Raw genomic sequence first — 11,260 nt, forward strand, 5'->3', positions numbered from 1 at the left:
TTCAATAATAAAATCCGCTGGCTGATCAAACAGGCGTATGGCTTTCGGGATCGTGAATACTTCAAGTTGAAAATCTATCAACTACCCGAAATTTCGAGCGTTAAAGAGGTGTGACCTATGGCAAGGACCGTCGATGAGGCATTCTTTCCCGTAGAATAACGTCAAGCCCTCTACCGGCAGCAGAGTCGATAGAGGGCGTTTTAATTCCCACTGCCAACTCTCTGGATAATGCCGCCTGAACGACCAGCTTGCAGCAGCGTATGAGATTACTTTTCCGGTCCCGTTAAGCCGCATTGACAATCTGCATATTTGGGACTCTTTTTATTGGAAATTCCCAAATACTCTGTTATTTTTTTCTGCGGAATTCCGTTCCGTTTCACTCGCTGTCAATATCCTGCAATGCCGCCCTTGAAAAAAAGAGGGCATTACAGGGCTATTTCCGGGAATACCTGTACTCCGTCCTTGTCGGGGCAAACTTCGATACAGCCTCACTGCAGATTTCCGACTGGAAAATTGAAACAACAGATTAAAAACTTTTGAAATTACCTCTTCGGCTTGTGATTTCCGCGAAGCGGTGGCATATTACGTGGGACGCTCAATTCAATCTATTTCGGGAAAGGACCTCGCTATGGTACATGTTGCCTGCTGTTGGGACGATGGTGTGGAAACGGATCTCCGTCTGATCGAACTTCTGAAAAAATATCATGCGAAGGCCACGTTCAATCTGAATCCAGGTTTGTATTATCCGGATCGCCGGAGGACAAGCGGCTGGCAGTTTCCATCATATCACGCAGAGCTGGAATCTGGCTCTGCCGATCCGTGAGGAAGGTTGAGAATGGATGAAATTGACGTACTGGTGGTTGGAGGTGGGCCGGCGGGGTGACGGCGGCGACGGAGGCGGCCCGCAGCGGTTGCAGAACCATGCTGGTGGAAGCCGGGAGCTGCTGTGGAGGAGCGATTTCCAGGAACGGTATTTTCAATGCCGCCTATTTCAGGGCGAAAGGTCGCCAGATTGTCGGAGGGATTGGCTGGGAGCTGGCGCAGGAGTGTGTCGCTTTGTCCGACGGAAAAATGCCGGGGCCGGAGGAGCATACGCCGAACCGTCCCGGGGCGCCGGTGGTGCTTCCGGGAATGGTGTTTGCCATGCTGGCCGAGGAAAAATTTCTTGCGGCCGGCGGGGAGCTTGCATACGGTCTGATTCCTCTTCAGGTGAAGTTCGACGGGAAACGCTGGTTGACGGATCTTGCCGGTAAGCTCTGTCAGCGCCGGATTGCGGCGACGCAGGTGGTTGACTGCACCGGGGATGCGTCGATTGTCCGCATGGCGGGCGGCGCGTGCATGAGAAGCGAACCGCGACAGCCGGGAACGTTGACGTTTCATCTGACGGGGTATGATCCGGAGAAACTGGATGCGGAGGCGCTGGAACTCGCCTATCGCGAAGCGCTGGCTTGCCATGAACTGCAACCGGGCGATTTCTGTTTTGAGGATAAGCCGTTTGTTGAATACCTCCGTCGGCGTGGCGGGAATTGTCAGCATATTTTTAATGCGGACTCTTCCGACGCCATAACGCAGTCCGATGCGGATGTACAGGGGCGGCAGCGGCTGTTGAAAATGCTGCGCTTTCTCCGTCGTCAGCCGGGGTTGGAACATTGTGTTCTTCAGGACTGCTGTGAAACGACGGGGATTCGGGAGAGCTGGCGGATCGTCGGTCGTCACTGCATCACGGCGGAGGAGTATCTGAGCGGAAAACAGTATGAGGATGCGGTCGCGCTGACCTATTACTACATCGATATCCACCATGAGCGGGGGATCGAGTATCAATTTCTCAGAGATGGAGTATTCCCGGAGATTCCACTGGGGGCGCTTCTGCCGGAGCAGCTGCCGAATCTGCTCTGTGCAGGGAAGGCGCTCTGCTGTGATGAACGGGCATTTTCCGCGCTGCGGGTGGAGGCCTCCTGCATGGCGATGGGGCAGGCCGCGGGAGCGGCGGCGGCGCAGGCGGTTTCGGAAGGCGTGTCTCCGGATCGGATCGCTCTCGACCGTCTTCGACAGACCTTGAAATCACACGGCGCCGTCCTCCCCGACCGTTTCAATTGAGCTTCTTTCCGCAGCGACTCTCCGGGGGGCGGAGAGTCACAGGGAGAGCAAATGGAGCTGCAACCGATCGCACTGGACGGTCCAGCTTTCTTGCTTCGGCAGCTCCAACTCACGTTTATTATCTGTAATCACTCAGAAACGAATGTGCGGAAGATATCGGATTCGACCATATATTCCATTATGACGATCTTCATTCTACCTGACAGATCTCGCCCATATCAGTATTGTCGGCCCACATTTCGCACTGACTCATGACAGTTTGCAATGCTTCTTCCTGACCCTCCGGAGGATACTTATACTTTTTGAGAAGCCGCTTGATCATGGAACGCATTTTTGCCCTGGCTGTTTCTTTTTTCTGCCAATCGACGGTACGGTTGTTCCGGAGCATTTCAGTCAGTTCTCGGGTGATTGCCACAAGTTGGTCGTTATCGTAGAAGTCTTTCACCGCCTGCGGTCTGGTCAAGGCGTCATAGAACGCGGTTTCTTCAACGGACAAGCCGAGCTTGTTGCCGGCAGCCGTGGCGGCAGCGATCTCCTGTGCAATTTTCTTCAGTTCTTCGATCACCTCTTCATTGGTCAGCATCCCGTTGAGATAGGTATTCATTGCCCGCTGGAGTTTTTCAGAAAAGAGTTCCGATTTTACAACGTTGGTACGGCGATACACAGAAACCTGTTCCGCGATCAGTTTTTTCAGAATTTCGATGGCGACGTTTTTCTCTTTCATCCGGGAAACTTCTTCCAGAAAAGCCGGGTCAAACAGAGAGAACTCCTGCTTCACATCCGCAAACAGATTGATCACGCCGTCGCTTTTGATGGTCTGCTTGAGCAACTCATTGATCCGTTCGTTGATTTCTTTCAGCGAGAAATGACGGGGATTTTGCGTGAGGCGCGTCAACATGGTCCGCACCGCCTCAAAAAAGGCGGCTTCATAGCGTTCGTCTTGTGAAACAATGCTGCGGCAGAGAGACAATGCCTGCCGAAGCAGCAGTCCCTCTTTGAGGAACAACTCTTTCTTTTTCGGCGTTTCCGGATTCGAAAGGAAGTTGACGCCGCCGGCAATCAATCTGGAGCGTTGCAGGTCACTGCCATCTAAAAAGCCGGAGTAATTGAACCCGTGGAAAAGATCACGACACACTTCCAGTTTTTCCTGGAATTTCGGCAGTGCAGCCTTGCCGATGTCGGTATCTCCGTAATTGTTACGGTCTCGCTGCGTATAATCATTCATAGCCTGCTTCAAGGCTTTGGCGATTCCGACGTAATCGACGACCAGCCCGCCCTCTTTGTCCTTGAATACGCGGTTGACCCGGGCGATTGCCCGCATCAAATTGTGGCCGGACATGGGCTTGTATACATACATCGTTGCCAGAGACGGAACGTCAAATCCCGTCAGCCACATATCGACCACGATGGCGATTTTGAGAGGATCATTGTTGTCTTTGAATTTTGCGGCAAGTTTTTCCCGTTTTGCCTTGTTACCGATAATCGGCCGCCAATCTTCGGGGTCGTCGTTCCCGTCGGTCATCACCACAGCGATTTTCTCCTTCCAGGCGGGACGCAGTTCCAGAATTTTCCGGTAGATGCTCATCGCGATGGGCCGGGAATAGGCCACAATCATCGCTTTACCGGTCAACTCCTGGGCGCGGAAATTCTCATAGTGGCTCACGACATCCCGGCACAGGGCATCGATGGTCTGCGGTGCGCCGAGAATGCTTTCGAGTTGGCCGAGCTCCTTCTTGCTCTTTTCGATCGCATATCCTTCGGCATTCAGGGCCAGCTGTTCGTATTCGGAATCAATCCGCTTCAGGATGGATTCATCGAGGTTCAGGTGGATGACCCGGCTTTCGTAGAACACCGGCCGGGTGGCGCCGTCTTCGACGGCCTGTGTCATATCGTAAATGTCGATGTAATCGCCGAAGACTTCGCGAGTATTGCGGTCTTTCTGAGCAATGGGTGTTCCGGTGAAGCCGATGAAGGTCGCGTTGGGCAGGTGTGCTGCCAATGGGTCTGGTCACCGTCTCCAGCGAGAGGAAAGAGAACGATTTCCGCGCCGTTGAGCGCGAGACGGCGCACGGATTCGCTGAACCAGTTGTCCCAGCAGGTGGCAATGCCGATTTTCGCGCAGTCCAGCTGAAACACCGGAAACGCACCCCGGCAGGAATCCCGCTTCTGCCTCGCTGAGTGTCAGATGGACTTTGCGGTATTTCCCGACAAGCTCTCCGTTCCGCCCGAGAATAACCGCCGAGTTGTAGAGCGAGTCGCCCTCCCGCTCCGCCAGGGTGGTGACGATATACGCCTGAAACCCGTTTCGCCTACGCCGCGAGAAAGGCGCTCCAGGGACCGGGAACCGGCTGCGCCTGGTCGCAGGCGGGGCCGGGAGTGCTGCGGGTGTTGAGATTCTCCGGCAGCAGAATCAGATCGGGGAATTCTCCATCGGCTTTCTGACGGTCGAAAAAACGTTCTGCGAGTCGAAGGTTTTCCGCTTCGGTCGAGGGGCGCGGCGGATCGATTCTGACGGTGACCAGTCGCAGCGTGCGCGGCGGAATCACACAGCCGGTCACTTCCGGCATGAGGAATCGCACCGGCCGATCCAGCCAGCGGCTGAACATCCGGAGCTCCACGCGGACCGCCTTCGCCGGGCGCGGCAGGATCCGCAGGAACCGGCGTCTTTCGCCACGAAGTTCCCGCTCCAGATAGTCGCGGGCGATGGTGGTACCGTCGCCAGCGAGCCAGTCCGCCACGACGCCGACGCTTTCGGGCGGCGCCGCCGAATCGACCGAGGCTTCGGCCTGGAAACGAAATGCCGGACTGCCGTCTAGCGGAAAGCTCACGACGTGTGCCGCCATGACGTTGGAGCTTCCATTGCGCCGGAGGACAAAGGCGCCCGATTCGCGAAACAGTTCCGGCGCCTGTCGGGTGCCCGGTGGAAGAAATGTGAAAAAACGGTCCGGTTTGAGCATGGCGCCCTCCTGTTGTCTTGAGTTGCATTTCATTAATATAGCCCGCCGCCGAGGGAACGACCACTGCATTTTCCCGGAAAAGATACGAAAACCCCGGATTCTGCAATCCGGGGCTGGCTTATGCGATGCGCTCAGGGCCTCGCTTCGCCCCAGTACCAGTCGGGAATTCCGGAATGGTATCCGGCGTAGGACTGGCCGCAGGACGGGATGGTCCAGTCCAGTTCGACGCCGCGGCGGATCAGGAGACGCTGAAAGTCCGCCAGGAGTTCGGGCGTGTTTCGGACTGCCCGCGGAGAGCTCTTCCGTGCCAGAGCGAACGCCGCCAGGGCACCGGCGGCTTCCCCGATGTTCCATTCCGTGCAGTGCAGCCGGAAACAGCCGTTGGTCAGATGGGTCGAGCCGATGTTTTTGCATCCCGCCAGCAGATTTTCCATTCGAACCGGGATCAGCGACCCGAGCGGAATCTGCTGGAGATGGCTGGTTCCGGTCAGGGCGTCTGTCACATTGGTCGCGCCGTTGTGGCTTGATTTTGGCGGTTCGTGAACGTCGATCCGGTAACCGCCGACACCGATCGAATCGAAAAACTTGACCGGTCCCTTTTCGTTTCCCGGCCAGTCCCGGCGGAAATGCTGCTCCTTCACCGTAAATTCCGCGCGGATGCGGCGCGCTTCACGGATGTACGGATAGGGGGCCAGGCCATCGGAGGTGCCGAACACATCGCCTCGAAGTCGGATTCCTGGAAAGCCGCAGCCGCCTTGAGCGTTTTCCAGTTCCGTCTGGAGAAAATAGATCAGCGACAAGGTCAATTCCCTCGCTTCGGCCAGGGCGCGTCGCCGCGCCTCTTCGCCGATGCCGACCAGCGGAACGCCGCGACATTCATTCCCGTTCATCAACATGGTGATGTCGCTCGGAAAAACGCCCGGCCGGAAGTTGCCGCGGCAGAGGACGCGCCGGAAGTTCCAGATACATTTTTTGTACTCCGGGAGCCGGACCATCTCTCCGGATTCATCGAGCATTCCGGGGGCGAACAGGCTGGTCATTCCGCAGCCGAATGCACACAGAGATTCAAATCGTGGACGGAATTTTGCGTAGTTCGCCGGTTTTTCAATGACGAAATTTCCTCCGGGGATGTAGTCCACCGCCGCGAGATGGGTAAATCCCTGCTGCTTGAGGGGATCTGCGGTTTCCGGGGCGGATGGCTCCCCGGTCTCGTGAATGGATTCCGCACCGGTGACATATTCCACCCGGGCCAGGGGCAGCAGATCGCCCAGCTCCGTGGCGTCGATGATCTGACGGGCGGAAATGAGAAGCTCCCGTTCCCCGCGGGATTCCCGGAACAGTACCGCCTCGATCCGGTCGCCGCGGCATTCGACTGCTGCCGGTTTCAGACCGGGCAGAAACCGCAACAGCCCGGCGCTGCGCAGCGGCGCAAGCATCTCTTCGAGCACCGCCCGGCCCGCACGCGGTTCGAACGAGAGTCCGGAGACCCAGGCCGCGCCGGGATTCAGGGTTCGATCTTTCTGCGCGGCGTAACTCAGGGGATAGTTGCGCCGGTAATGGGCACGGACCCCATCCCGGAATCGGCGGTAGGAGGCGTTGCAGCCGAACTGTTCGATCCAGGGATGTTCATCCAGAGGCACGCCCTGTTCGGTTGCCTGCCCGCCCAGCCAGCCGGTTTCTCCGGTAAGAATGACGTGTGCACCGGTCTCCGCGGCGGCCAGGGCCGCGGCTGTTCCGCCGAGGCCGCTGCCCGCGATCAAAATGTCACAATGTAGTTCCTGCATGATTCCTTCCTGTTGTCACTTTTTTCCGGGGCGCACCGCCAGTGCCAGGTCGGAAAGCGACTGGTCACAACGGATGGAGAGATTTTTCCATTCCCCGACGCCGCGCACCCGAGGGGCAAGAAACCCGACGAGAAGGCTTTCCGTATTCATCCCCGGCTCAAAATGCCACGGACACGGCAGAAAGTTGGCCGGATCCGCGGCGGAGGTGGTCAGAGGCACTTCGAAAAGTTTTTTCCCGTCCGCTTCCAGCGTCAATATCCGGCCGGCAAGGCGAAGGCGATAGAGATGAAATGTCGTACAATCGAACGGAATCGTTTTTTTACTATGCACCAGTTCGATCCGGTCCGGACGGAAGTCAATGATTTCCACCCTGTCGCCGTCGGCGAGGCGCAGCACGTTGGCCAGCGGCTCCGAATCGCGGCTGGTGCGGCATTCGAACTGTAGTTCGATCGGGCAGCCCCTGCCGAACGGCGTCAGCATGAGGAGCTGGTTCGGCAGGGCCCGTTCGTGGGACAGGCCTCCGGTGAATCGCAGAACGCCGTTTACGGTTGCAATGCTTTGGGGCGCTACGAACTTTGCGCCGAACAACCGCCACCAGCGCAGACCCGCGGCCGGGTTGCCGGTTGCCACCCCCTCCTTGATCAGCGGCCGCATGGCGGGTTTCGTCTGCCGGGTCTGAATCGTCACGGTGTTCACTCCCGGCTTGAGCGCCTCGCAGGGGACCCGGTAGGCCGAACCGGTTTCGTGCTGAGAGAGGAACTTCGCCGGGCGTCCATTCACGGTGACAGCCGGCGCCTTCGCCGTCTTGCTGTGAGCGAGATAGAGCGTTGCGGCGCTGTCTGGCGGCAGGGGGCCGAGCTGGAGGAAAAAACGACGGGGGCGCCCGATGGTCAGCACGACTCGATCGTTCGGCGAGAGTGCCGGCAGCTGCCGCTGATCGTCCGGCACTCCCGGAATACGGCACCACCAGTTGCTGACGGTGGCGAAATAGAGATGACTTCCGGATTTTTCCACCTGTTTCAGATAGGGATTGAAGGCGAGATTATTGAGGCTTACGCCGTCAGCTCCCGCGGCTAGCGCCGCAGCCAGCTGCGCATCGAACGCGTCCGGTCGGTTGCGGTTGAAGATACCCTTTGCCCTGATCCAGCTGCGGTCGATGCTGCGGTAGTAGCGGATTCCGTATTGTTTCGCAAGGGCGACGCCGGAAGCGATCGGAGCATAGTACCCGAAGTCGGAACCGGCAACCCACAGGTCGAACAGTTTCTCCTTCATCCATGTCTCGAGATCGAGTCCGATGGCGCGGCAGATTTCCGGAGCATCGGGAGTCCGGATGGAGAGCAGCAGCGGCCGCCCCCGTTTCCGGGCGATTGCATCCAGGGAGCCGCGGATTTCGCGGAGCAGTCGGGTCATCTGCGCACGTTCCGCATCGGAGACGGGTTTGCCCCACGCCGCCGACTTGAAGAAACAGGGGAAGCGGCAGAAGTCAAGATCGATTCCGTCGACGTCATAACTGCGGGCCGCTTCGTTGACGTATTCGAGCATCAGCTTCCGCACCGAGTCGTTGCTGAAATCCAGAGCGCTCCAGTGAGCGGCTGGCGGACGCTGTTCCCGCTCCGGGCCTCCGAGCAGATACTCCGGATGGCGGCGCTTGATTTTCGGCATATGAGAGGGCTGAGAGCCGTCATGCGCGTTGTTGAACCGGATTGTGATGAAGAATTCAATTCCGTTGGCGCCGGCATACTCCCGCGCCAGCTGAACTGGATCTTTGCCGGTCTGCCGATAGAGTTGCCGGGTCGCATTCAGAACCTTTGGATATTCCGGCCGGTCCTCGCTGTCGTGAACCGGCCGGGTCGAATCCTTGATCCGCGAATTCAACTGAATGCCGAACGCGTTCAAGCTGTAGAACACGCAGGAATTCGGAATTCCGGAAACCAGCTTCATCCGCCGGTTCAGAAAATTTTCCACCGTAACCGGCAGCGCTCGCGGATAACTGATCGCATCGCAGCCGTCGTTGTTTACGATGATTCTCCGCGGGCGGTTGAGAGCCTGTCGATGGCGTGATTCCCACTCGGTTTCCGCCCCCGTTGCGGCGATTGCAACTGCTGCCAGAAGGGCACTCCGGATAAATTTCATGATGCTTTCCTTCCATGGTTTTTTCTGGTAAGGTCTTCCTGCATGTCGAGTTTGACGCCGCTTTCCCGAAGCGTTTCCCGCAGAAGGGCGCGGTCGACGTCGGCCAGGCCGATCCGCCCGCGACAGGCGAGGGCCGCCGCCGTTCCGGCTGCTTCCCCCGTCGCCATGGCGATGGGAATGACCCGGGTGGAGGAGTTCGCTTCGTGAGTGGCGGAGATGGTGCGGCCCGCCGCCGCAAAGTTGTCGTTTTCCACGCCGAGCAGCGAGCGGAACGGAATCGAATAGATCGGTACCCGCCTGGTTTCCAGTCCCTTGTGGTCGGGGGAATGAATGTCCATGTGATAGGCGCCGAGCGCGATCGCATCGTCGAACATCCTGCCCGTCAGGAGATCTTCCGCGGTAAGGGTGTAGCGGCCAGTCAGATGGGCGGTTTCCCGCATGCCGATGATCTTCGGCGTGTCGATCAGGATGCAGCTGGCGAAGCCAGGAACCATCTCGCGCAGAAACCTCAGCCAGAGACCGACCTGCCCGGCGCCTTCCATCGTCGCGCGTCCCAGCCGCAGCGGATCCCGCGGATCAACAGATTCGAGACGGGTCGCGACGCTGACCATGCGCTTCTCCTTCGGGAATGCGATACCGGGCATATTTACGCGCGGCAGTTTCATCCCGCGGCTGGACGCTTCGCGGATCAACTGCTCAAACGCACCCATGACGAACGCGTCGACATCCCGAATCGTCCGGATGTGTCCGACAGGATCGTTCAGACGGAATGGGCGCAGCTGTTCCGGATTGGCCAGAAAATACCGGTACAACTCCTCGAAATTGATGTTGCCGACAGAAAAGACCCAGCTGGAGGCCTGGACCTTGTGATCCTGACTGCGCCCCCAGCTCTGCCGTTCTCCCGCGAGCGCCGCGACCACGCCTGAATCGGTGCAGTCGATCAACTGGCGGCAGGGAATGCGTCGGCTGCCGCCGCCGGTGGAAATCACGACTCCGGTAATGCGGCGGCCGGTACGTTCCACCCCGTTCAAATCGGCGCGGAGCATCAGATCAACCCCCGCGTTTTCCAACTCCTGCAAAGCGACGATTTTCCACCAGTGGTTATTGATTCCGGTCACGCTGCCGCAGATCGGATCATGATAAAACGGGGTCGCTCCTCCCCGGCGTCGCAGGGCCTCCAGCAGACGAAGCGGTTCCCCCGCGACGACCGGTTTGCCGTCGAGCGCATGAAAGCCCAGCCAGCCCGGAATGAAACTGGAGGCGCCGCCGACGCATCCGGAGTATTCGATCAGCAGCGTATGCGCTCCGTGATTCGCCGCGGCAATGGCGGCGGCGATGCCGGTACTGCCGCCGCCGCATACGACGACATCATATCCTGACGCCCCCCGGTCGAGGGAGGAAATTTCAGGCGCGTTTCCCATGGGATTTCCTCCTTCCTTTCCCGGAATTGCCTTCCGAAGTACCGTCGAAACGACCGGCGCCCGGAAGGTGTGCCCTGACAAGCGTTCGGGCCGCTTCCACCCAGATACCCTGTTCCTTGCGCGCCATCTCCAGCGCCAGCAGAATTGCCTGATGCTGACGCAGAACCTGCGACTTGGAGTCGAGCCGCTCTTCGCACGTCCTTTCGTCGTGCTGGGATTGCATGTAGACCTGAATCTGCATGCTCCATTTTTCCGCTTCCGCAATCAGTCGCGCGGAGTGGGTCCCGGAGATGATGAGCTGGTGAAACGCGCTGTCGATAAATCGCCACCGCATATCCATCTCATCGGGGGAGGGGGGGGCGGAACGCAGCTCTTCCAGCAGCGCTTCGCTCTCGGCGATGTTGCGTCGCAGCGCTTCACAGTCCTCATCTTCGGCGTGTTTGAGAAATGCGTCCACGCAGGCCAGTTCCAGCGTCTCGCGCATGATGCGGAACTCTTCGATTTCGCGGGGAGTGATTTTGCGCAGGAAAGCTCCCCGGCATGGAAAGGTTTCCAGCCAGCCTTCGCGCTCCAGCTGGTGCAGCGCTTCGCGCACCGGCGTGACGCTGATGCCGAGTGCCGCCGCCAGTTTCGACTCCCGCATCGGCTCTCCGGGTTTGAATTCGTGACGGATGATTCGTTCGAGAATCATCCGATACGCCTGGTTCTGCAAGGTTACCTTGGCCATGGAGTCACCTCCTTCCATGTTAGGTTTTGTCAAGCCACTTTTGTAACTTTTTTCCAGTTTTTCTTATATTCGAAGCGTAATTCCCCTTACCCATGTAACCATAGGTGTCGTTTTTTGCTAAAATCAAAACTTATTGTATCT

8 protein-coding genes and 1 pseudogene are annotated in these 11,260 nt (G+C 58.3%); 1 reads left to right on the plus strand and 8 read right to left on the minus strand.

What is annotated here, in order from left to right:
* Positions 1 to 879: 879 nt before the first annotated feature.
* The gene (locus ACMLHG_RS12795; RefSeq protein WP_417170735.1) at positions 880 to 2,097 is read left to right on the plus strand and encodes an FAD-dependent oxidoreductase; all 1,218 of its coding nucleotides are present in this window, start codon (positions 880 to 882) and stop codon (positions 2,095 to 2,097) included.
* 190 nt (positions 2,098 to 2,287) lie between these two features.
* On the opposite strand, the pseudogene ACMLHG_RS12800 reads toward ACMLHG_RS12795, so the two are convergent.
* From ACMLHG_RS12800 to ACMLHG_RS12835, 8 genes and pseudogenes are all read right to left on the minus strand, one after another.
* Positions 2,288 to 4,084, minus strand: a pseudogene (locus tag ACMLHG_RS12800) (type I restriction endonuclease subunit R); the annotation flags it as partial.
* Positions 3,982 to 4,224 carry a nitrilase-related carbon-nitrogen hydrolase gene (locus ACMLHG_RS12805; RefSeq protein ID WP_417170741.1) on the minus strand — a complete coding sequence of 81 codons (243 nt, stop codon included), beginning with the start codon at positions 4,222 to 4,224 and terminating at the stop codon, positions 3,982 to 3,984. The gene ACMLHG_RS12805 and the pseudogene ACMLHG_RS12800, both read right to left, overlap by 103 nt.
* Positions 4,106 to 4,492, minus strand: a complete 387-nt coding sequence (locus ACMLHG_RS12810) for a nitrilase-related carbon-nitrogen hydrolase (RefSeq protein WP_417170742.1) — start codon at positions 4,490 to 4,492, stop codon at positions 4,106 to 4,108. The genes ACMLHG_RS12805 and ACMLHG_RS12810 overlap by 119 nt, the downstream gene beginning before the upstream one ends.
* Entirely contained in the window at positions 4,407 to 5,054 is a 648-nt protein-coding gene (locus ACMLHG_RS12815; protein WP_417170736.1) for a hypothetical protein, read from the minus strand. Before ACMLHG_RS12815 ends, ACMLHG_RS12810 begins: the two co-directional genes overlap by 86 nt.
* A 131-nt stretch (positions 5,055 to 5,185) precedes the next feature.
* Entirely contained in the window at positions 5,186 to 6,838 is a 1,653-nt protein-coding gene (locus ACMLHG_RS12820) for an FAD-dependent oxidoreductase (RefSeq protein ID WP_417170737.1), read from the minus strand.
* 15 nt (positions 6,839 to 6,853) lie between these two features.
* Positions 6,854 to 8,971, minus strand: a complete 2,118-nt coding sequence (locus ACMLHG_RS12825; RefSeq protein WP_417170738.1) for a hypothetical protein — start codon at positions 8,969 to 8,971, stop codon at positions 6,854 to 6,856.
* Positions 8,968 to 10,392, minus strand: coding sequence for an FAD-dependent oxidoreductase (locus ACMLHG_RS12830; protein ID WP_417170739.1), 1,425 nt, complete (start codon positions 10,390 to 10,392; stop codon positions 8,968 to 8,970). Before ACMLHG_RS12830 ends, ACMLHG_RS12825 begins: the two co-directional genes overlap by 4 nt.
* On the minus strand, positions 10,376 to 11,119 hold the full coding sequence (locus ACMLHG_RS12835; protein ID WP_417170740.1) for a GntR family transcriptional regulator: 744 nt from the start codon (positions 11,117 to 11,119) through the stop codon (positions 10,376 to 10,378). The genes ACMLHG_RS12830 and ACMLHG_RS12835 overlap by 17 nt, the downstream gene beginning before the upstream one ends.
* Positions 11,120 to 11,260 lie beyond the last annotated feature (141 nt).

The sequence above is a fragment of the Victivallis sp. genome (assembly GCF_048170485.1).
Taxonomy (GTDB): Bacteria; Verrucomicrobiota; Lentisphaeria; order Victivallales; family Victivallaceae; genus Victivallis.

What these genes read in the sequence shown, in the direction of transcription:
- ACMLHG_RS12820 (WP_417170737.1), bottom strand. Translation starts at nt 6,838, where the DNA reads ATGCAGGAACTACATTGTGACATTTTGATCGCGGGCAGCGGCCTCGGC.
- ACMLHG_RS12835 (WP_417170740.1), bottom strand. Translation starts at nt 11,119, where the DNA reads ATGGCCAAGGTAACCTTGCAGAACCAGGCGTATCGGATGATTCTCGAA.
- ACMLHG_RS12825 (WP_417170738.1), bottom strand. Translation starts at nt 8,971, where the DNA reads ATGAAATTTATCCGGAGTGCCCTTCTGGCAGCAGTTGCAATCGCCGCA.
- ACMLHG_RS12830 (WP_417170739.1), bottom strand. Translation starts at nt 10,392, where the DNA reads ATGGGAAACGCGCCTGAAATTTCCTCCCTCGACCGGGGGGCGTCAGGA.
- ACMLHG_RS12815 (WP_417170736.1), bottom strand. Translation starts at nt 5,054, where the DNA reads ATGCTCAAACCGGACCGTTTTTTCACATTTCTTCCACCGGGCACCCGA.